The organism is Streptomyces sp. NPDC002328, from assembly GCF_042890065.1.
Lineage (GTDB): Bacteria > Actinomycetota > Actinomycetes > Streptomycetales > Streptomycetaceae > Streptomyces.
The window spans coordinates 224,104-243,828 of the sequence record NZ_JBIARQ010000010.1 but is presented as its reverse complement, the minus strand read 5'-3'; the positions used below and the strand labels follow the sequence as shown (position 1 = coordinate 243,828).

General features: G+C 72.6%; 19 protein-coding genes. 5 read left to right on the top strand and 14 right to left on the bottom strand.

Translation table 11 applies throughout. The features are described 5' to 3' along the window. Nucleotides 1-110: 110 nt before the first annotated feature. Nucleotides 111-1,736 (top strand): PucR family transcriptional regulator, encoded by a 1,626-nt coding sequence (locus tag ACFYX4_RS25100; RefSeq protein WP_389337464.1) that lies wholly within the window; start codon nt 111-113, stop codon nt 1,734-1,736. A gap of 31 nt (nt 1,737-1,767) precedes the next feature. Here the strand turns inward: ACFYX4_RS25100 and ACFYX4_RS25095 are convergent, their stop codons facing one another. The 7 genes from ACFYX4_RS25095 to ACFYX4_RS25065 form a co-directional block, all read right to left on the bottom strand. After that, nucleotides 1,768-2,232, bottom strand: coding sequence for a hypothetical protein (locus tag ACFYX4_RS25095; protein WP_389337461.1), 465 nt, complete (start codon nt 2,230-2,232; stop codon nt 1,768-1,770). 131 nt (nt 2,233-2,363) lie between these two features. Next, complete coding sequence (locus tag ACFYX4_RS25090; RefSeq protein ID WP_389337458.1) at nt 2,364-3,797, bottom strand: NAD(P)/FAD-dependent oxidoreductase; 1,434 nt, start codon at nt 3,795-3,797, stop codon at nt 2,364-2,366. Between the two features lie 34 nt (nt 3,798-3,831). Then, nucleotides 3,832-4,644 carry an ABC transporter permease gene (locus ACFYX4_RS25085; protein WP_389337455.1) on the bottom strand — a complete coding sequence of 271 codons (813 nt, stop codon included), beginning with the start codon at nt 4,642-4,644 and terminating at the stop codon, nt 3,832-3,834. Continuing rightward, nucleotides 4,645-5,574, bottom strand: coding sequence for an ABC transporter permease (locus ACFYX4_RS25080; RefSeq protein WP_389337452.1), 930 nt, complete (start codon nt 5,572-5,574; stop codon nt 4,645-4,647). Further along, the gene (locus tag ACFYX4_RS25075; protein ID WP_389337449.1) at nt 5,574-6,740 is read right to left on the bottom strand and encodes an ABC transporter ATP-binding protein; all 1,167 of its coding nucleotides are present in this window, start codon (nt 6,738-6,740) and stop codon (nt 5,574-5,576) included. The genes ACFYX4_RS25080 and ACFYX4_RS25075 overlap by 1 nt, the downstream gene beginning before the upstream one ends. A 5-nt stretch (nt 6,741-6,745) precedes the next feature. Then, nucleotides 6,746-7,993, bottom strand: a complete 1,248-nt coding sequence (locus ACFYX4_RS25070) for a spermidine/putrescine ABC transporter substrate-binding protein (RefSeq protein ID WP_389337446.1) — start codon at nt 7,991-7,993, stop codon at nt 6,746-6,748. A 76-nt stretch (nt 7,994-8,069) separates the two neighbouring features. Next, nucleotides 8,070-9,644, bottom strand: coding sequence for a gamma-aminobutyraldehyde dehydrogenase (locus ACFYX4_RS25065; RefSeq protein WP_389337443.1), 1,575 nt, complete (start codon nt 9,642-9,644; stop codon nt 8,070-8,072). A gap of 211 nt (nt 9,645-9,855) precedes the next feature. Here ACFYX4_RS25065 and ACFYX4_RS25060 point away from each other — a divergent pair, with 211 nt between their 5' ends. Next, complete coding sequence (locus ACFYX4_RS25060; protein ID WP_389337440.1) at nt 9,856-10,458, top strand: NADAR family protein; 603 nt, start codon at nt 9,856-9,858, stop codon at nt 10,456-10,458. Between the two features lie 3 nt (nt 10,459-10,461). On the opposite strand, the gene ACFYX4_RS25055 is transcribed toward ACFYX4_RS25060, so the two are convergent. After that, nucleotides 10,462-11,484, bottom strand: a complete 1,023-nt coding sequence (locus tag ACFYX4_RS25055) for a DUF4190 domain-containing protein (protein ID WP_389337436.1) — start codon at nt 11,482-11,484, stop codon at nt 10,462-10,464. 90 nt (nt 11,485-11,574) lie between these two features. On the opposite strand from ACFYX4_RS25055, the gene ACFYX4_RS25050 reads away from it, so the two are divergent. Then, nucleotides 11,575-12,726, top strand: coding sequence for an adenosine deaminase (locus tag ACFYX4_RS25050; RefSeq protein WP_389337614.1), 1,152 nt, complete (start codon nt 11,575-11,577; stop codon nt 12,724-12,726). Nucleotides 12,727-12,795: 69 nt separating this feature from the next. Next, entirely contained in the window at nt 12,796-13,482 is a 687-nt protein-coding gene (locus ACFYX4_RS25045) for a glycerophosphodiester phosphodiesterase (protein ID WP_389337433.1), read from the top strand. Nucleotides 13,483-13,502: 20 nt separating this feature from the next. Here ACFYX4_RS25045 and ACFYX4_RS25040 read toward each other — a convergent pair whose 3' ends face one another. Next, nucleotides 13,503-15,194, bottom strand: coding sequence for an RNA polymerase sigma factor (locus ACFYX4_RS25040; RefSeq protein ID WP_389337430.1), 1,692 nt, complete (start codon nt 15,192-15,194; stop codon nt 13,503-13,505). Nucleotides 15,195-15,520: 326 nt separating this feature from the next. On the opposite strand from ACFYX4_RS25040, the gene ACFYX4_RS25035 reads away from it, so the two are divergent. Continuing rightward, nucleotides 15,521-16,729 carry a serine hydrolase domain-containing protein gene (locus ACFYX4_RS25035; RefSeq protein ID WP_389337427.1) on the top strand — a complete coding sequence of 403 codons (1,209 nt, stop codon included), beginning with the start codon at nt 15,521-15,523 and terminating at the stop codon, nt 16,727-16,729. A 26-nt stretch (nt 16,730-16,755) separates the two neighbouring features. Here ACFYX4_RS25035 and ACFYX4_RS25030 read toward each other — a convergent pair whose 3' ends face one another. The 5 genes from ACFYX4_RS25030 to ACFYX4_RS25010 form a co-directional block, all read right to left on the bottom strand. Beyond that, complete coding sequence (locus tag ACFYX4_RS25030; RefSeq protein WP_389337424.1) at nt 16,756-17,277, bottom strand: hypothetical protein; 522 nt, start codon at nt 17,275-17,277, stop codon at nt 16,756-16,758. 65 nt (nt 17,278-17,342) lie between these two features. Continuing rightward, a complete protein-coding gene (locus tag ACFYX4_RS25025) occupies nt 17,343-17,897 on the bottom strand; it encodes a hypothetical protein (protein ID WP_389337421.1) in 555 nt (184 codons plus the stop codon). Then, the gene (locus ACFYX4_RS25020) at nt 17,881-18,375 is read right to left on the bottom strand and encodes an RNA polymerase sigma factor (RefSeq protein ID WP_389337418.1); all 495 of its coding nucleotides are present in this window, start codon (nt 18,373-18,375) and stop codon (nt 17,881-17,883) included. Before ACFYX4_RS25020 ends, ACFYX4_RS25025 begins: the two co-directional genes overlap by 17 nt. Then, nucleotides 18,372-19,136, bottom strand: coding sequence for a class F sortase (locus ACFYX4_RS25015; protein WP_389337415.1), 765 nt, complete (start codon nt 19,134-19,136; stop codon nt 18,372-18,374). Before ACFYX4_RS25015 ends, ACFYX4_RS25020 begins: the two co-directional genes overlap by 4 nt. After that, nucleotides 19,133-19,570 carry a sortase-dependent protein gene (locus tag ACFYX4_RS25010; RefSeq protein WP_389337412.1) on the bottom strand — a complete coding sequence of 146 codons (438 nt, stop codon included), beginning with the start codon at nt 19,568-19,570 and terminating at the stop codon, nt 19,133-19,135. The genes ACFYX4_RS25015 and ACFYX4_RS25010 overlap by 4 nt, the downstream gene beginning before the upstream one ends. Between the last annotated feature and the right edge of the window lie 155 nt (nt 19,571-19,725).

Sequence of the window (19,725 nt, the reverse complement as noted above, 5' to 3'; positions counted from 1 at the left end):
GCACCTCTACAGTGAGGCAGAATCGGCACTGGCCCTTCATACGAAGCGGCCAAAAGATCATGTGCCCGATCACCCCCTCAGACCTGGGGATCCCGAGACCTGAAGGCCCCATGCCTCCCACGCTTGCCTCGCTCGTCCACCACTCGGCGCTGAAGCTGACCGTGCGGGCGGGCGAGGACCGTCTCGACGTGCCGGTGCGCTGGGCGCACGTCAGCGAGCTAGCCGACCCCGTGCCGTACATGGAGGGCGGCGAGCTGCTGCTGATCACCGCGCTGAAGCTGGACGCGGAGGACCCGCAGGCCATGGGGCGCTATGTGCGGCGGCTGGCCGGGGCGGGCGTGGTCGGGCTGGGGTTCGGCGTCGGGGTCAACTACGAGGAGACCCCGAAGGCGCTGGTGGAGGCGGCGGAGCGGGAGGGCCTGCCGCTGCTGGAGGTGCCGCGCCGTACGCCCTTCCTCGCGATCAGCAAGGCGGTGTCGGCGGCGATCGCGGCCGATCAGTACCGGGCGGTGACGGCCGGGTTCGCGGCCCAGCGGGAGCTGACGAAGCAGGCGCTGGCGGGCGGCCCGGAGGGCCTGCTGTCCGCGCTCGCCGCACAGGTCGACGGCTGGGCGGCGCTGTACGACGCGTCGGGCTCGGTGGTCGCCGCGGCGCCCGAGTGGGCGGGGCGGCGGGCGGCGCGGCTCACGGCGGAGGTCGAACGGCTGCGGGAGCGTCCGACGCCGGCCTCGGCGGTGGTCGGCGGCCCGAGCGGCGGCCCGGCGACTCCCTCGTCCCCCGACGGCGCCGAGAACGCGGACCGGATCGAGCTGCACTCCCTGGGGACCGGCCGCCGCCCGCGCGACACACTCGCCGTGGGCACCGCCGCCGCGCTCGGCACGGCGGAGCGGTACGCCGTCCACTCGGCGATCGCCCTGCTCACGCTCACCACGGAGCGCTCCCGTTCGCTGCACGCGGCGGAGCAGCGGCTCGGCGCGGCGGTGCTGCGCATGCTGCTGGCGGGCGAGCCCGATCACGCACGGGCCGTCGCCGGGGACCTGTACGGCGAGCTGCTGGACGCGCCCTTCCGGGTGATCGTGGCCGAGCCGGCGTCCGCAAAGCCGTCGGGCGATCCGCTCGCCGGGCTGTCCGGGCTCGCCGACGTCGTGGAGTCGGCGGCGGCGCGGTCCGGGGAGGCGGTGCTGGTGGTGCCCGAGGGGGCCCGGCTGGTGGCGCTGGCCGCGGACGGCGGCGCGGCGGTGGCGGCGTGCGTGCAGCACGCGGCGGCGCTGGAGGGGAAGCGGGCCGCCGGGGCGGTGGAGGGCGACGAGGACGAGACGGTCGTCGGCCTGTCCGCGCCGGCCGGTCCGATCGCGGCGGCGGCGGCCTACAAGCAGGCCGAGCAGGCGCTGTCCGTGGCCCGCCGCCGGGGCCGGGTGCTCGTCGAGCACGAGCAGTTGGCGGCGGGCTCGGTGCTCCCGCTCCTCGCGGACGACGCGGTGAAGGCCTTCGCGGACGGGCTGCTGCGCGCCCTGCGCGAACACGACGCGACCGGCCGCGGCGACCTGGTGGCCTCCCTGCGGGCGTGGCTCTCCCGCCACGGCCAGTGGGACGCGGCGGCGGCCGACCTGGGCGTCCACCGCCACACCCTGCGCTACCGCATGCGCCGGGTGGAGGAGATCCTCGGCCGCTCCCTGGACGACCCGGACGTCCGCATGGAGCTGTGGCTCGCGCTGAAGACGACGACGGCCGAGTGAGCGCGGGAGGCGGTCGCGGGCGTGCGGTGCGTCAACCGCCTCCTCCTCCCGCCGGGCCACCCGCCGGGCCCGCCGCAGCCTCGTGCATCGCCAGTTCCAGGAGGGACGCGTCGGTGAGGGTGCCGGAGCCGTCCGGGGGGAGCAGCCAGCGGACCGTGCCGGTCGTGTGGCCCGGGTAGGGGACGACGATCCAGGTGCCGGCGCCGGCCGTGCGGATGCCGGTGCCGATCCAGCGGGCGGCCGTGCCGGGCGGCACGAAGAAGCCCATCCGGTCGTCGCCGAAGTCGACCAGCACGGGGCCGGGCTGGTCGAGGATGCGGGTGAGGACGTCGAGCGTGGGATAGCCGAGGCCGCCCGGCAGGATCAGGACGTCCCAGGCCTTGCCGGCGGGCAGCAGGGCGACCCCGAGGGGGTTGCGCTCCCATTCCCAGCGGCAGGCCTCCGGATCCGGCGCCACCGATGCGAGCCACTGAGCCGCCGTCTTCGCCCCAGCCATGAGAAGACCTCCCTCTTCCTCGTGGACGCGTGCGCGTCATGAGAGGAGAGGGAGGTCCCGCGGCGGCATTACGCGGGTTGCGGCCACTCGATCGGGTGAACCGGGTCGCGCCGTGACGAGACGGGCGCGGGTCAGCTGTCGAAGCCGAGCCCCAGCCGGTCCATCGTCCGCAGCCACAGATTGCGCCGCCCCGCGTGCGCGTCCGCGCGGGCCAGCGACCACTTCGTGAGGGCGATGCCGGTCCAGGCGAACGGCTCGGGCGGGAAGGGCAGCGGCTTCTTGCGGACCATCTCCAGCGAGGTGCGCTCGGTGGTCTCCCCGGCCAGCAGGTCGAGCATCACCTCGGCCCCGAACCGGGTCGCCCCGACGCCCAGCCCGGTGTACCCGGCGGCGTACGCGACCTTCCCCTGGTGCGCCGTGCCGAAGAACGCCGAGAAGCGCGAGCAGGTGTCGATCGCGCCGCCCCACGCGTGCGTGAAGCGGACGCCCTCCAGCTGCGGGAAGCAGGTGAAGAAGTGCCCGGCCAGCTTGGCGTACGTCTCGGGCCGGTCGTCGTATTCGGCCCGGACCCGGCCCCCGTAGGGGTAGATCGCGTCGTAGCCGCCCCACAGGATCCGGTTGTCGGCGGACAGCCGGAAGTAGTGGAACTGGTTGGCGGAGTCCCCGAGGCCCTGCCGGTTCTTCCAGCCGACGGACGCCAGTTGCTCCGCCGTCAGCGGCTCGGTCATCAGCGCGTAGTCGTAGACCGGGACGGTGTACGCGCGCACGCGCCGGACCAGGTTCGGGAAGATGTTCGTCCCCAGCGCGACCTGCCGGGCGCGGACCCTCCCGTACGGGGTGCGGACGGCCATCCCCGAGCCGTACGGCTTCAGGGTCAGCGCGGGCGTGTGCTCGTGGACGCGGACGCCGAGCCGCAGACACGCCTGCTTCAGCCCCCAGGCCAGCTTCGCCGGATGGAGCATGGCCACGCCCCGCCGGTCGTACAGCCCCGCCTGGAAGGTGGGCGAGGCGACCTGCTCGCGCACGGCGTCGGCGTCGAGGAACTCGATGTGCTCGGCGAGGCCCCGGCCCTCGATCTCCTCGTACCAGTCGCGCAGCTCCCAGGCCTGGTAGGTCTCGGTGGCGACGTCGATCTCGCCGGTGCGCTCGAAGTCGCAGTCGATGCCGTGACGGGCGATCGCCGCCTCGATCTCGTCGAGGTTGCGCGCGCCCAGCTCCTCCAGCCGGTGGATCTCGTCCGGCCAGCGGGCGAGCCCGTTGGGCAGCCCGTGGGTGAGGGAGGCCGCGCAGAAGCCCCCGTTGCGGCCCGAGGCGGCCCAGCCCACCTCGCGGCCCTCCAGCAGCACCACGTCCCGCTGCGGATCGCGCTCCTTGGCGACGAGCGCGGTCCACAGTCCGCTGTAGCCGCCGCCGACGACCAGCAGATCGCAGGTCTCGGCGCCGGTGAGCGCGGGCTCGGGGCGCGGCTTGCCGGGGTCCTCCAGCCAGTACGGAACCGGCCGTGCTTCGGAAAGGGACTTCGCCCAGTCTTTTTCTCTGCCACTGCTCATGGCGCTCGGGGCCATGATTCCAACTCCCTACGGAGGGTTTCAGAAAAGGCTACGCCTTTTGCCTGTTGCGGCGGTTGCCGGCGACCATGGAGATCAGGACGAACAGTACGGCGACGAGGAACATGGCCGTGCCGATGACATTGATCTGGACGGGCGTTCCGCGCTGCGCCGAACCCCAGACGTACATGGGGAACGTGACGGTCGAGCCCGCGTTGAAATTGGTGATGATGAAATCGTCGAAGGAGAGCGCGAAGGCGAGCAGCGCGCCCGCGGCGATTCCGGGTGCCGCGATCGGCAGGGTGACCCGGACGAAGGTCTGCAAGGGGCCGGCGTACAGGTCCTGGGCCGCCTGCTCCAGTCTCGGGTCCATCGACATCACGCGCGCCTTGACGGCCGTCACGACGAAGCTGAGGCAGAACATGATGTGCGCGATGAGGATCGTCCAGAATCCCAACTGCGCGCCCATGTTGAGGAACAGGGTGAGCAGCGAGGCCGCCATGACGACCTCGGGCATCGCCATCGGCAGGAAGATCAGCGAGTTGACGGCCCCCCGCGCGCGGAAGCGGTAGCGGACGAGCGCGAAGGCGATCATCGTGCCGAGGGCGGTGGCGCCGAGCGTCGCCCACACGGCGATCTGGAGGCTGACCGACAGCGATTCGCACATTCCGGCGACGCCGCACGGGTCCTTCCAGGCGTCCGTGGAGAAATGCTGCCATTCGTAGTTGAAGCGCCCCTTCGGTTTGTTGAAGGAGAACACCGTGACGATGACGTTGGGCAGCAGGAGATAGGCGAGCGTCAGAAGTCCCGCGAGGACGACGAGATTTCTTCTGAGCCAGTTGAGGAAGTGCTTGACGAAGGGCATTTAGACCAGATCCTCCGTCCCGGACCTGCGGATGTAGAAGGTGACCATGAAAAGGATCACGGCCATGAGGATGAAGGAGAGCGCGGCGGCCGTCGGATAGTCGAGCACCCGCAGGAACTGCGTCTGGATGACGTTTCCGACCATGCGGGTGTCGGTGGAGCCGAGGAGTTCGGCGTTGACGTAGTCGCCGGACGCCGGGATGAAGGTCAGCAGGGTGCCGGAGACCACGCCGGGCATCGACAGCGGGAAGGTGACCTTGCGGAAGGTGGTGACCGGCTTGGCGTACAGATCGCCGGCCGCCTCGTGCAGCCGCCCGTCGATGCGCTCCAGCGAGGTGTAGAGCGGCAGGACCATGAACGGCAGGAAGTTGTACGTCAGACCGCAGACGACGGCCAGCGGGGTGGCCAGCACCCGGTCGCCGGAGGTCCAGCCGAGCCAGGCGGTGGCGTCGAGGACGTGCAGCGCGTCGAGCGCGCCGACCACCGGGCCGCTGTCGGCGAGGATCGTCTTCCAGGCGAGGGTGCGGATCAGGAAGCTGGTGAAGAACGGCGCGATCACCAGGATCATGATCAGGTTCCGCCAGCGGCCCGCGCGGAAGGCGATCAGATAGGCGAGCGGATAGCCGAGGATCAGGCACAGGACCGTCGCCGAGCCCGCGTAGAGGATCGAGCGCAGGAACTGCGGCCAGTACTCGCTCAGCGCGTCCCAGTAGGTCGCGAAGTGCCAGGTGACCTTGTAGCCCTCCTCCAGGGAGCCCGTCTGCACGGACGTGGAGGCCTGGTAGATCATCGGCAGCGCGAAGAAGACGACCAGCCAGAGCAGGCCGGGCAGCAGCAGCCAGTACGGCGTCCAGCGCCCGCGTCTGCGCGGTGGCTTCTCCTGCGGCGCGGGCGGGGAGAGAGGCGGGGGCGCCTCGGTGAGGGTCGCCATCAGAGGGCCGCCTCTTCCTGGACGCCCGCGTCACCCGTCGTCCCGGCGAGCAGGGACTGAGCCGCGTCGAGGCCGAAGGTGTGGGCGGGGCTCCAGTGCAGGACGACCTCGGCGCCGGGGGCGAGCCGGGCGTCCCGGTCGATGTTCTGGGCGTAGACCTCGAACTCGGGGCAGACCGTGCTGTCGACGACGTACTGGGTGGAGACGCCGATGAACGACGAGTTGGCGATCCTCCCGGTGATCCGGTTGCGGCCCACCGGTATCTCGCCCGCGTCGTCGGCGTGGGTGAGGGTGATCTTCTCCGGGCGGACGCCGACCAGCACCCTGCCGCCGGCCTCGGTCGGCGCGGCGCAGCGAGCCTCGGGCAGCACCAGCTTGCCGCCGCCGGCCTTGAGGACGATGTCGTCGCCGCTGTGGGAGTCGACCTCGGCCTCGATCAGGTTCGACGTGCCGAGGAAGTTCGCGACGAACGTGGTCTTCGGGTTCTCGTAGAGGTCGGCGGGCGAGCCGAGCTGTTCGACGCGGCCCGCGTTCATCACGGCGACCGTGTCGGCCATCGTCATGGCCTCCTCCTGGTCGTGCGTGACGTGCACGAAGGTGATGCCGACCTCGGTCTGGATGCGCTTGAGCTCCAACTGCATCTGGCGGCGCAGCTTGAGGTCGAGGGCGCCGAGGGGCTCGTCGAGGAGGAGCACCTTGGGGTGGTTGATCAGGGCGCGGGCGACGGCGACGCGCTGCTGCTGGCCGCCGGAGAGCTGGTGCGGCTTCTTGCGGGCCTGCTCGCCGAGCTGGACCAGCTCCAGCATGTCCTCGACCTGCTTCTTCACGCTCTTGATGCCGCGCCGGCGCAGTCCGAAGGCGACGTTCTCGAAGATGTCGAGGTGCGGGAAGAGGGCGTAGGACTGGAAGACGGTGTTCACCGGGCGCTTGTACGGCGGGAGGGCGGTGACGTCCTGGTCGCCGAGGCGCACGGTCCCGGAGGAGGGTTCCTCCAGGCCGGCGATCATGCGCAGGGTGGTGGTCTTGCCGCAGCCGGAGGCGCCGAGCAGGGCGAAGAAGGAGCCCTGCGGGACGGTCAGGTCGAGCGGATGGACGGCGGTGAAGGAGCCGTAGGTCTTGCTGATGCCCGTGAGGCGGACGTCGCCGCCGCTGTCAGTGGTCTTCATCGTCGTCACGCCCCAGTGAGCTTCGCGAACTGTGCTTCGTAGGCCGTCTCTTCCTTCGTGCTCAGGGAGCGGAAGGAGTGGGACTTGGCCTGCATGGCCTTGTCAGGGATGATCAGCGGGTTCTTCGCCGCGTCCGGGTCGATCTTCGCGAGCTCGCTCTGCACCCCGTCGACGGGACAGACGTAGTTGATGTACGCGGCGAGCTGGGCGGCCGGGCGGGGCTCGTAGTAGTAGTCGATGAGCCGCTCGGCGTTCGTCTTGTGACGGGCCTTGTTGGGGATCAGCATGTTGTCGCTGGACGTCATGTAGCCGCTGTCGGGGATGACGAAGTCGACGTCGGGGCTGTCCGCCTTGAGCTGGACGACGTCGCCGGCCCAGGCGATGCAGGCCGCGAAGTCCCCGCTGCTGATGTCCGAGGTGTAGTCGTTGCCGGTGAAGCGGCGGATCTGCCCGTTGTCGACGGCCTTCTGGAGGCGGGCGATCGCGGCGGCGTAGTCGTCGTCGGTGAACCGGCCCGGGTCCTTGCCCATGTCGAGCAGGGTCATGCCCATGGTGTCGCGCATCTCGGTGAGGAAGCCGACGCGCCCCTTGAGCTTGGGGTTGTCGAGCAGGTCGGAGACCGACCTCACCTCGACGCCGTCGAGCGCCTTCTTGTTGTAGGCGATGACGGTCGAGATGCCCTGCCAGGGGTAGGAGTACGCCCGCCCGGGGTCCCAGTCGGGGCTGCGGAACTGGGCCGACAGGTTGGCGTAGGCGTGCGGCAGATGGGACGGGTCCAGTTTCTGGACCCACCCCAGGCGTATGAGGCGGGCGGCGAGCCAGTCGGTGAGGACGATGATGTCGCGGCCGGTGTCCTGGCCCGCGGCGAGCTGCGGCTTGATCTTGCCGAAGAAATCGTTGTTGTCGTTGATGTCCTCGGTGTACTTGACGGAGATGCCGGTCGCCTTGGTGAACGCATCGAGCGTCGGGTGGCGCTTGCCCGAGTCGTCGACGTCCATGTACTCGGTCCAGTTGGAGAAGTTGACGGTCTTCTCCTTCGCCGAGTGGTCCTCGGCGGACGTGCCGCCCTCGGTCCGGCCGGCCGCGGGGATCCCGCAGGCGCTCAGCGCTCCCAGGCCGCCCAGCGTCAGGGCGCCGCCCGCGGAGGCGCGCAGCAGCGACCGGCGGGTCAGGGCGGCCCTGCCGTCGCGCAGACTGCGCCGCAGGGCTGCCGCTAGGGGCGGGGTCAGGCGGTCGGGCTCGTACTGCTCCATGCGCGTGGTGCCCTTTCGGAAGAGTTCGGCCTGGTCTCGGCCGGTGCGCTGCCACCCGGCGGCAGCCGGAAGCGGGCTACGGCCGGTCCCCGAAGACGGTGCGGTGCCAGTCCTTGCGGATCACTGCGGTGTTGTCGAACATGACGTGCTTGATCTGCGTGTACTCCTCGAACGAGTACGCGGACATGTCCTTGCCGAAGCCGGACGCCTGGTAGCCGCCGTGGGGCATCTCGCTGATGATCGGAATGTGGTCGTTGACCCAGACGCAGCCGGCCTTGATCTCGCGTGTGGCCCGGTTCGCCCGGTAGACGTCGCGGCTCCACGCGGAGGCCGCCAGCCCGTACGGGGTGTCGTTGGCCAGCCGGATGCCCTCGTCGTCGGTGTCGAAGGGCAGGACGACCAGGACCGGACCGAAGATCTCGGCCTGTACCGCCTCGCTGTCCTGCGCCGCGTCCGCGATGAGGGTGGGGAGATAGTACGCGCCGTTCTTGAGATCCCCCTGAGGGATGTCACCGCCGGTCACCACGCGCGCGTAGGCGCGCGCCCGGTCGACGACGGCGGCGACGCGGTCGCGCTGGACGTGCGAGACGAGCGGGCCGAGGTCGGTGCCGGGCGCGAAGGGGTCGCCGAGCCGGACGCTCTCCATGAGGGCGGCGGTCCGCTCGACGAACGCCTCGTAGAGGGGCCGCTGCACATACGCGCGCGTGGCGGCCGTGCAGTCCTGCCCGGTGTTGATGAGGGCGCCGGCGACGGCGCCGTGCACGGCGGCCTCCAGGTCGGCGTCGTCGAAGACGACGAAGGGGGCCTTGCCGCCCAGTTCCAGGTGGAGGCGCTTGACGGTGGCGGTGGCGATCTCGGCGACGCGCCGGCCGACGGCGGTGGAGCCGGTGAAGGACGTCATGGCCACGTCGGGGTGGCCGACGAGGCGTTCACCGGCCTCCTTGCCGGTGCCGGTGACGATGTTGACGACGCCGTCGGGGATCCCGGCGGCCGTCGCGGCCTCGGCGAAGAGGAGCGAGGTGAGCGGGGTGAGCTCGGCGGGCTTCAGGACGACGGTGTTGCCCGCGGCGATCGCCGGAAGGATCTTCCAGGCGGCCATCTGGAGCGGGTAGTTCCAGGGCGCGATGGAACCGACGACGCCTATGGGCTCACGCCGTACGTACGAGGTGTGGTCCCCCGAGTACTCCCCGGCCGACTGGCCCTGGAGGTGGCGGGCGGCCCCGGCGAAGAAGGCGGTGTTGTCGATCGTGCCCGGGACGTCGAACTCCCGGGTCAGCTTCAGCGGCTTGCCGCACTGGAGGGACTCGGCGCGGGCGAACTCCTCGGCCCGGTCGGCGAGGACGGCGGCGAAGCGGTTCAGGGCGTCCGAGCGCTCGCCCGGCGTCGCGCCGGCCCAGCCGGGGAAGGCGGCGCGGGCGGCGGCGACGGCCGCGTCCACGTCGTCGGCGCCGGCGAGCTCGTAGGTGAGGACCTCCTCGCCAGTGGCCGGATCGACCACGGTGTGCGTCCGGCCCGACGTGCCGTGCGTGAGGCGGCCCGCGATGTACTGCGCGCCCTGCGCGAAGCGCTCCCGCGCGGGGAACCGGTCGGACCGGTCTGATCGATCGGATCGGTCGCTTCGGTCCGGGGTGGCGGTGCCCGGGTTCTGCATGTCGCTCTCCTCCGCCTTCGCCCCGCTTCACACGGGGGCCGGTGGCGTAGCTCCAGCTCGATTTGACTGCCGATCCTGGCAGAGCGATGGCGGGTCAACAAGTGATTCCGTTGTTGCCTTTTGGTTACGCGACGGAATCTGTCGACCAGGTGTCGAGTCGCCGGGGAAAAGGGCGGACGGAATGTCAGTGGCGCGTGGGAAGGTGGCGTGCATGGAGAGGATCGATTCTCGGGAAGCCCTGGTCAGGGAGGTCCGCGCGGGGGCGAGGGTCAAGTACCTGCACTTCTGGGGGCACCGACCGCTGCCCGACGGCCGGGTGGGCGCAAGCTGTCTGAGCCAGTGGTGGCCGTCGCCGTTCGTGGTCGACGGCGTCACCTACGCGACGGCCGAGCACTGGATGATGGCCGCCAAGGCGCGTCTCTTCGACGACGCGGAGGCGGAGCGGCTCGCGCTGACCGCGGGGCATCCCTCACAGGCGAAGAAGGCGGGGCGGCTGGTCAGGGGCTTCGACCAGGCGACCTGGGAGCGGGAGCGGTTCCGGATCGTGGTGGAGGGCAGCGTCCACAAGTTCGCGGCCCATCCCCGGCTCGAGGGATTCCTGCTCGGCACCGGTGACCGGGTGCTGGTGGAGGCGAGCCCCGTCGACCGGGTCTGGGGGATCGGGCTCGCCGCGCGCGACGAGGGGGCGTCGGACCCGGAGCGGTGGAGAGGGCCGAATCTGCTGGGGTTCGCGCTGATGGAGGCGCGGGAGCGGCTGCGGGACCGGTTGCGGGCGCGGGGAGAGCAGGGCTCCCCCGCGCCCTCCCTCAGCTGATGCTCAGCTGCTGCTCAGCGGGGCCCAGATGACGAACACGAGCAGTGCGGCCGCCATGAGGAACCCGGCGATGCCGCAGATGATCCCGGCGAGGGCCTGAGCGGCGTTGTTCGCCTCGCCGCGCTTGGCCTTCGAGCGGCCGATGAAACCGAAGATCACGGCGAGCGGACCGATGAAGAGCGGTGTCGGCCACATGCAGATGCCCGCGGCGGACAGGATGCCCAGCACCATCGCGGCGAGGCCCATGCCGTTGCTCGGCGGGCGCATGCCGTTCCAGCCGTAGTAGGCCGGGGCCCCGCCGCCGTAGCCGACCGGCGCGCCCGGGTGGCCGTACCCGCCGGGGTAGCCGTACCCGACCTGCCCGTACCCCGGCTGTCCGTACGGGACCTGACCGGGCCCGTCCGGAGCGATCGGCGGCGGAGGAACCGCGCCGTGGGCCGGTGGAGCGAAGGGATCGGCCCCGGGCGCCGGCCCTCCGGCGAGGGTGGCGGGATCGGGCGGCGGGAACCCGGCGAACGCGGCCTGGACGGTCGGCGCGGCCCCGGGCAGGGACGTGCCGGGTATGGACGTGCCGGGCAGGGACGTGACGGTCTGCTGGTGGTGGACCGACGGGGGTTCGTGGTCCTCGGGAGCGGGGGCCGTCGGCGCGGACGGGACCTGCGTGAGCGGCGGGTCGGGGAAGACCACCGTGCCGTCGCTGTCGCCGTCGGGCTCCGCGGGCGCTTCGGGCCACGGCGCGGGATCGGCCGGCGCGCCCCCATCGCCCTTGGCCAGGGTTTCCGTGTCCCTCTTGATCAGGGTTTCCGTGTCCCCCTTGGTCAGCGGCACCCTGGCAGCGGGGACGGCGTCCTCCGGGGCGTCGCCCTCGTCGGCTGTGGTCTGGCCGACCGCGTACTGCGGCCCCTCCGCCCCTGCCGGAACGGAGCCGGGCGCGGCCCACGGATCATGGACGGCGTCGTCGGCGGAATCGGACCGCGAACCAGCGGCCTCCTTCGGCGCCGCCGTCGCCGGTGCGTCGTCGGACATACGCGGGACCCCCCTTAGTCGTGCGTTCCGCAATGCTAAGGCCCGAGCCCGAACACCGAGGTCGGGGCCTACGATGACCCCGACCCGCCGATCAGCCGATCACCGCGCTCCGGTCGCGCCGCCCGCGCCGCTCGGAGTGCCGCTTTTGGGGAGGATCCCTTGACCGACCGCCGCGACGTTCCCGTCGGACCCCTCACCCCCGCCGAGCCCAGCGCCGGCCTCCACGACTTCATCGCCGGTCTGCCCAAGGCCGAACTGCACGTCCACCACGTCGGCTCCGCCTCCCCCCGGATCGTCTCCGAGCTGGCCGCCCGTCACCCCGACTCCAAGGTGCCCACCGACCCCGAGGCCCTGGTCGACTACTTCACCTTCACGGACTTCGCGCACTTCATCGAGGTCTACCTCTCCGTCGTCGACCTCATCCGCACCCCGGAGGACGTCCGCCTCCTCACCTACGAGGTGGCCCGGGACCTGGCGCGCCAGCAGGTGCGCTACGCCGAGCTGACCATCACGCCGTTCTCCTCCACCCGGCGCGGCATCGACGAGATCGCCTTCATGGACGCCATCGAGGACGCCCGCAAGGCGGCCGAGGCGGAGTTCGGGACCGTGCTGCGCTGGTGCTTCGACATACCCGGCGAGGCCGGTCTGGAGGCGGCCGAGGAGACGACCCGGCTCGCCACCGACGACCGGGTGCGCCCCGAGGGCCTGGTCTCCTTCGGGCTCGGCGGGCCGGAGATCGGCGTACCGCGCCCGCAGTTCAAGCCGTATTTCGACCGGGCGATCGCCGCCGGACTGCGCTCGGTGCCGCACGCGGGCGAGACGACCGGCCCGGAGACCGTCTGGGACGCCCTCACTCACCTGCGCGCCGAGCGCATCGGCCACGGCACCAGTTCCGCGCGGGACGAGAAGCTCCTCGCCCACCTCGCCGAGCACCGCGTCGCGCTGGAGGTGTGCCCGACCTCCAACATCGCCACGCGCGCGGTCCGCACCCTCGACGAGCACCCGATCCGGCGGTTCGCCGAGGCGGGCGTCCTGGTCACGGTCAACTCCGACGACCCGCCCATGTTCGGCACCGACCTCAACGCCGAGTACGCGGTCGCCGCCCGCCTCCTCGACCTGGACGAGCGCGGTATCGCCGGCCTGGCGAAGAACGCCGTCGAGGCGTCCTTCCTGGACGCCCCCGGCAAGGCCCGTCTCGCCGCCGAGATCGACGCCTACACGGCAGGGTGGTCCGCCCGCTGACCCCGCCCCCCTGCCCCGCCCCCGCCCCCTGACGGACCGGCCGCGTCGCCGCACCACCACAATGGGCCCATGCAGACCGTGACTGCCGTGGCCCATCGCGGCGACCCGTACCGCTTCCGTGAGAACACGCTCGCCTCACTGCGTTCCGCGCTCGACCTGGGCGCGGACGCCGTCGAGGTCGACGTACGGCTCACCAGGGACGGCGTGCCCGTGCTGCTGCACGACGAGACGCTGAAGCGGCTGTGGCGGCACGAGCGGCCGTTGCGGTCGCTGTCGGCCGCCGAGGTGCGCGGTCTGACGGCGGGCGGGGTGCCGACCCTGGCGGAGGCGCTGGCCGCGACCGAGGGCGCCCGGGTGATGCTGGACCTGCCGGGCACGAGGGACGTGCGGACGGCGCGCCGGATCGTGGACGCCGTCCGCGAGGCCGGGGCGGCGGACCGTGTCTACTACTGCGCCGACGCCGCCGCGATGCTCGCGGTGCGCGCCGCCGACCCCTCCGCCGAGATCGCCCTGACCCACACAAGTCGCGCGCCCGTCCGCCCGGCGGTGCTGGCGGCGGTCCGGCCTCGCTGGCTCAACTACCGCTTCTCGCTGGTGGACCGCGATCTCGCCGCCCGGGTGCACCGCGACGGCCACCTGCTGTCGGTGTGGACCCCGGACACCTGCCGCTCGCTGCGCCGGCTGCTGGACCTGGGCGTCGACTCGATCACGACGAACCGCGTCGACGTCCTGTGCGCCCTGCGCAAGGGCGAGTGACGGACGGCAACGCTCCCGCGTCACACCCGGGAGCGTTGCGGGACCGTCGCCGGGTCCTCGGGCTTCTCGCGCGTGACGTACTGCGGGACCGGGGTGTCGTCGCCGCCCGTGTCGCGGACCAGGCCGTAGCGGATGGCGCCCCGGTCGGGGCCGTAGCGGACGTCCTCGTCGGCCTCCTCCCAGGTGGAGGGGAAGACGATGAGGCCGTAGTCGGCGCCGCGTTCGTTCTGCGTGAGGGTGACCGTGCCGTCGACGTAGAAGTACTCGTTCTGCCACATCTGCTGGGCGCCGGCCGGCAGCACCGTGTAGCCGGTGCCGGGGCCGCCCATGCCGGTGGTGGATCCGGCGGCGCTGCCGTCGAGCGGGTCGTCCATGCGCCGGCCGCCGCCGGAGGCCACATGGAACAGCTTGCCCTCCAGGCCCGTCCACGCGGGCATGACCAGACCGCCGGGGCGGCTCTTGGGTGAGATCTGCCAGCGGACGAGGACATAGCCCCGCCCGCTGAGGGTGACGCTGTCGCCGCGGTGCTGCATCACGGCCTTCGGCCCGCCCGTACTGGTGATCCCTGACTCGGGGCGGTGCGGCAGCGCGGCCGGGCGGGCGTCCCGGGCGGGCGCGCCGTCCACGGTGTCGACGACGCTGCCGTACCGGCCCGTCCTCCTCGGCGACGCCGACGGGGAGGGGGACGACGAGGGCGAGGCGGAGGCCGAGGCCGAGGCCGACGGGGCGGGTCGCGGCGGCGGGTACGGGGCCGGGGTGCCGGGGGCGGCCGAGGCGGTGGGGGCGACGGCGGCGCGCGGCGGCGGGTCGTCGGGCGTCCGGACGACGACGTAGGCGCCACCCGCGGCGAGGGTCGCGCCCGCGGTCACGGCGACGGCCGGCTTGGTCAGCGCGCTCAGCACCTTCGCGGACCAGCCGACCGAGGTCGCGGCGACTGCGGTCTTGCCGCCGAGGGCCAGCGACAGCGTGAAGCCCACGGGGACCGGCACCAGCGCGATCCCGACGAGGAGCCGCTCGGCCGGGACGACGGACGGGCCGGTGTCACCGCAGTAGCCGCAGCCGCGGATGTGCCGGGCCAGCCGCTTGCGCCACACGGAGTCGGGACGGCCGTCCCAGCGGACGGTCAGCTCGCGCAGGTCGGGGCACGCGCCGTCGAGGGCGCGGACGATGCCGCGGGAGACCTCCAGCCGTTCCTTCATCCGCTGGACGCGCACCGCGGCGTGCTGCCGGCTGATGCCGACGGCCGCCGCCAGTTCACGGCGGGTGAGCTCCCCGGCGACCTCCAGCCACCACAGGGACAGCAGTTGGCGGTCCTCGTCGTCGAGCCAGCGCACCGCCTCCGCGACCTCGCGCCGCTCTCCCTCCAACTGGAGTTTCAGCACGGTGAGTTCGGCGAAGTCGGCGGCGCCCTCATGAGACGCCTGGTCGTCCAGCCGCTGCGCGGTGCGGCGGCGGGCCCGGTCGCGGATCTGCCGCATGGCGATCGCGACGAGCCAGGAGCGGAAGCTGTCGGGGTCGCGGAGCGAGCCGAGGTTGCCGACGGCGCGCAGCATGGTCTCCTGCACGACGTCGTCGACGTCGGCGTGGCCGTTGAGGGCGCGGCCGACGATGTTGTAGACCAGCGGCAGCCAGCCCGCGACCAGTTCGTCCAGCGCCCGCCGGTCGCCGGCCTGCGCGGCGGCGATGGTGGAGCGCCAGTGCTGCCCGTCCACGTCGTTCTCTCCGTACCTCGTGTCACTTCGTGTGTGCACGCACCCTCTCAGGGGGACCCGGGGTGGTCGCTATGCCGGGAATCACACCGGGAATCACAGCGGGGATCATGGTGCGGAGACGGAGTGGGGGCCCGCGGGATAACACTTTTTCCCGCCGCCCCCGCGCGCCCCTAGGGGTCGACCCCCACAACCTCCGGACGGCGCAGGGCACTTGCTCGGGGTTCCACCGGGGTGACGCGCCCTCCTGACGGAGGATCCGCGGACACGCGCACCGCCGGGAAGATCATCACGAGCTTTCCGACCGTCTCGTCCTCTGGAGCCCCTCCGTGCGCACTCACCGACGTACCGCCGTCCTCGCCGCCTCCCTGGTCCTCGCCCTCGCGGCGGCCGGACCGCTGGCCGCTCCCGCGTTCGCCGCCCCCGCGCAGGCCTCTCCCGCCTCGGCCCAGCATGCGAACGCCCCGCACACGAACGCCCAGCACACGAGCGCCGAGCACACGAGCGGGCTCGACAGCCAGGCGCTGCGTGCCGCGCTCGACGGCCTCCCGGGCCAGGACGCGACGGCGGCCCTGGTCCGGGTGGGCGGGAGCGACGGCGTCTGGCGCGGCAGCGCGGGCGTGCACGACCTGGCGAGCGGCCGGGCGGCCGACCCGAACGCCCGCTTCCGGGCGGGTTCGACGACGAAGGTGGTGACTGCGGCGGCCGTGCTCAGGCTCGCCGCCCGGGGCGAGATCGATCTCGACCGGCCGGTCCAGCGCTATCTGCCGAGCCTCCTCGGCCAGGACTTCCAGCCGGTCACCGTACGGCAGTTGCTGAACCACACCAGCGGCATCCAGGCCGGCGACGGCCTGGGGACCACCTTCGAGGAGCTGTACGCCCGCCGCTACGACACGATGACGCCGCAGCAGGTGGTGGCGTCGGCGGCGGCGAAGGGGCCGGAGTTCCGCCCGGGGAGCCGGCAGCACTACCTGAACATCAACTACACGATCCTCGGGCTGCTGATCGAGAAGGTGACCGGGCGGTCGTACGCCTCGGCGGCCACCGGGCTGGTGCTGAGGCCCGCCGGCATGCGGGACACGTACTTCCCGGGCGTCGATCCGCGGATCCACGGCCCGCACAACCGCGGCTACCAGGCGGTGAAGAGGGCCGACGGGACGACGGAGTTCGTCGACGTCACGGAGTGGAACCAGGCGGACCGGTTCGCGGCCGGGGACATGATCTCCACGACCGCGGACCTGGAGCGGCTGCTCACCTCGCTGTTCCGGGGCCGGATCGTGCCGGGGCCCCAACTGCGGGAGATGTTCACGGTCCCGGCGGACATCGAGGGGGCCACCTACAGCGCCGGCCTCCAGCGGTTCGAGTACGCCGGCCGGGTCTACTGGCTCAAGTCGGGTGGCCGGTACGGCTACAACTCGCTGATCGCCGGCACCCGCGACCTCGGCCGCACCCTGGTGTACTCCGTCAACTCCACCGACGCGAAGGGCGAGGGCATGAACCGGGTGGCCGAGCGGATCGCCATGGCCGCGCTCAAGTAGCCGCCCCGGTCGAGCAGCCGCCGCGCTCAAGTAGCCGCCAGGGTCCAGGCGTTCGGGGTGAGGGCCGCCAACCGCTTGATCTTCTCGCGGACGACGTACAGCGGGATCACCCCGAACACCCCGAACGCCATGTCGATCACGCTCCACCAGAAGGGGATCCCCCGGATCGGCCCGCAGATCAGGGCGAGCGGGACGACTCCGGCGCAGGCGATCATGCCGAACTCGACGACCCAGACGTTGCGGACGGGGTCGCGGTAGGGGCCGTAGAACGCGACCGCGATGACGAGGTGCGCGAACGCCAGCCAGTCGGTGCCGTAGAGGACGAAGGGGTAGTCGGCGTCGACGGTGTCGAGCCCCTGCCGGACGCGTTCGATCCAGTCCATCAGGGCGGGCAGGTGCTCCGGCACTGACAGGGACCGCAACAGGTCCTCGGTCCAGCGGAGTTCGTGCACCAGCGGGAAGGCCGTGACGCCGCTGAGCACCAGACAGACGGTGAAGAAGACAAGCCAGACGCGGATGCCCTTCAACAGGGCGGCTCTGTCGCTCATGAGGGCAGCCTACGCCTGAAGTTGAACGCGTTCAAAACCGCGTTCGCCTACGCCGCCCGCCCCCCTCAGCCGCGCCTCCCCCTGGCGACCCCCTCCGTCGAGTACGGACTCGACTCGACGGAGGCACCCGTCTCGGCCGCCGTCCCGGTGGTCGCCTCCGTCGTCGACTCGGTCGGCGGCCCGGACGGGGGAACCCGGTCCGATTCGGGGACCGGCATCGCGCCGGCGGTGCTGCGGTCGGGGACGGGAGTCCGGGAATCCTCGACAGGTGCCGGGGACGCGGCCGAGCCCGACGGCGACGGGGCAGGCGCCGTCGGCCGGGCGCTCCCGCCGGTCGCGGGGCTGCTCGCGGGCGGCGGGGCGAGCGGCCCCACCGGAGCCACGGGGTCCTGCGAGGCCGACAGCCGCAGCGGCAGGACGACGGCCGCGGCGACGGCGCAGGTCGCGCCGACCCCGGCCACCGCGCGCAGCACCCGGCGGCGGGCCGCGCCCCGGCGGATCTCCTCGTACCGTCCGGGCGGCGGGGCGAGGTGGCCGGCGGCGGGCCGCATGATGACGGCGAGGGGGTCGTCGGGGGCGTCGCGGGGGCCGTCGTCGAAGTCGTCAGCGGGTGTGATCAAGGCTTCTCCTCAGGTGGGCGCGGAGCAGTTCTCGGGCCGCGTGGAGGTCGGCCTTGACGGTTCCTTCCTTGCGCCCGGTCAGCAGGGACACCTCGCTGATGGGCATGTCAGCGTAGTAGTGCAGCAGGATCGGCACACGCAGCCGGTCCGGCAGGGACTGCACGAGCAGCCGCACCGAGGGGTCGGCCGGTTCCACCGGGGCGCGCACCGCGGCCTCGGCGGTGGCGCGGCGCACGGCTCTGCGTTCCCGCTCGACCTTGCGCCAGTGGTCGCGGACCAGGTTGGCGGCGGTGACGTAGAGGAAGCCCTGCGGCTCCGCCACCGCCGTCCAGCGGGCCCAGAGCCGGGTGAACGCCTCGGAGGCGATCTCGTGCGCCGTCCCGTCGTCGTCGACGAGACGGCGGCACCAGCCGGCGAGGCGGGGGTAGAGGGCGGCGAACAACTCGGCCGCCTCCTTCTCGCGGGACCGTTTCTTCACCGTTCTCCCGTGTCTCCCGCCGAGCCCCGCGCCAGGCCCCGCGCCGCGGACCGCGCCGAGCCTCGACCCGAGCCCCGCGCCGAGAACCGCCTGGCCCGTCCCGCCCGCCCCGGGTTCAGCGCGGCGAAGACGATCACGTTGTCGCGGTACTCGTCGCCGGTGCGGGGCCCGCCGCACGTGATGAGACGCAGCTCGGGCCGGTCCACGTTCCCGTAGACGTCCTCCGTCGGGAAGTCGGCCTTGGCGACCGTCCGGACGGAGGTGACGGCGAACTCGGCCGTCGTGCCGTTCTCCAGGCGCGCCGTGATCAGGTCGCCGCCGCGCAGCCGGTCGAGGCGGCGGAAGACGCCGTCCCCGAACTCGCCGACGGTGACGTGGCCGAGGATCACCGACGGACCGGTCTGCCCCGGCGTCGGCGAGTGGCGGTACCAGCCCGCGCGGTCCTCGGCCTCGATCGGGGGCACCTCCACGCTGCCGTCGGTGGCCAGCCCCAGCGCCATGACCGCGGTGTCCACCCCGATGACCGGGATCCGCAGCCCGACCGGCGTCGAGCGCGCGAGCGGACGGCCCGACACGGCGTCCCCGGCGGACGCGTCTCCCGGCAGCGCGTCGGACTGCCGGCCGGAGGGCTGGTCGGAGGGCCGGTCGGAGGGCTGGTCCGACGGCCGGTCGGAGGCCTGGTCGGCCTGCCCCCCGCCGCAGCCGGTGAGCAGTGCCGCCCCGGCCGCGGCGAGGAAGGCGCGCCTGGAGTACGGGCTCATGCCCCGGTCGTCCGCTGACGCCGAACGAAGTACACGCCCGCGCCGCCCGCGAGGAACACGGCGGCGGCGCCCGTGCCGATCAGCGCGGCGTCGCCGGAGGACTCCTGCGCGGTCGAGGCCGCGCCGGTGTCGGCCGCGCCCCTCGGGACGACGCCGACCTGGCCCGAGCCGGGGGCGGCCCGCGTGGCGTCCGGCGCCGGCGCGGGGACGGCGCTCGCGTCGGCGGGGCGCTCGGACGGGACGGGGCTCGCGTCCGTCGCGGGGGCCGCCCCGGTGGAGTGCTCGGTCGGGACGGCGCTCGGGTCCGTCCCGTCGGCGGACGCGGGCACGGCGGCGGCCAGCACGGCGGCGCCCGCGACAGCCAGGGCGGCGAGGCCGGTTCGACGGCTGACGCCGGTTCGACGGCTGCGGCCGGTTCGGCTCATGAAACGCATGAATCGCTCTCCTTCGTCGGTCCGCGCACACGGCACCCGGGCGAACTCCACGGGCTGTGTGACGGATCGAGCGGAGAGACGAGGCAGCGACCCGGCGGGTTGTAAAGGGATGGCAAAGTGTGGGATCCGGGTCGATGCTGGGGGGATCGGTGACG

Excerpts from the sequence above, each read along its gene's own strand:
- ACFYX4_RS25100 (WP_389337464.1), top strand. The coding sequence starts at position 111 with ATGCCTCCCACGCTTGCCTCGCTCGTCCACCACTCGGCGCTGAAGCTG.
- ACFYX4_RS25095 (WP_389337461.1), bottom strand. The coding sequence starts at position 2,232 with ATGGCTGGGGCGAAGACGGCGGCTCAGTGGCTCGCATCGGTGGCGCCG.
- ACFYX4_RS25090 (WP_389337458.1), bottom strand. The coding sequence starts at position 3,797 with ATGGCCCCGAGCGCCATGAGCAGTGGCAGAGAAAAAGACTGGGCGAAG.
- ACFYX4_RS25085 (WP_389337455.1), bottom strand. The coding sequence starts at position 4,644 with ATGCCCTTCGTCAAGCACTTCCTCAACTGGCTCAGAAGAAATCTCGTC.
- ACFYX4_RS25080 (WP_389337452.1), bottom strand. The coding sequence starts at position 5,574 with ATGGCGACCCTCACCGAGGCGCCCCCGCCTCTCTCCCCGCCCGCGCCG.
- ACFYX4_RS25075 (WP_389337449.1), bottom strand. The coding sequence starts at position 6,740 with ATGAAGACCACTGACAGCGGCGGCGACGTCCGCCTCACGGGCATCAGC.
- ACFYX4_RS25070 (WP_389337446.1), bottom strand. The coding sequence starts at position 7,993 with ATGGAGCAGTACGAGCCCGACCGCCTGACCCCGCCCCTAGCGGCAGCC.
- ACFYX4_RS25065 (WP_389337443.1), bottom strand. The coding sequence starts at position 9,644 with ATGCAGAACCCGGGCACCGCCACCCCGGACCGAAGCGACCGATCCGAT.
- ACFYX4_RS25060 (WP_389337440.1), top strand. The coding sequence starts at position 9,856 with ATGGAGAGGATCGATTCTCGGGAAGCCCTGGTCAGGGAGGTCCGCGCG.
- ACFYX4_RS25055 (WP_389337436.1), bottom strand. The coding sequence starts at position 11,484 with ATGTCCGACGACGCACCGGCGACGGCGGCGCCGAAGGAGGCCGCTGGT.
- ACFYX4_RS25045 (WP_389337433.1), top strand. The coding sequence starts at position 12,796 with ATGCAGACCGTGACTGCCGTGGCCCATCGCGGCGACCCGTACCGCTTC.
- ACFYX4_RS25030 (WP_389337424.1), bottom strand. The coding sequence starts at position 17,277 with ATGAGCGACAGAGCCGCCCTGTTGAAGGGCATCCGCGTCTGGCTTGTC.
- ACFYX4_RS25015 (WP_389337415.1), bottom strand. The coding sequence starts at position 19,136 with ATGAGCCCGTACTCCAGGCGCGCCTTCCTCGCCGCGGCCGGGGCGGCA.
- ACFYX4_RS25010 (WP_389337412.1), bottom strand. The coding sequence starts at position 19,570 with ATGCGTTTCATGAGCCGAACCGGCCGCAGCCGTCGAACCGGCGTCAGC.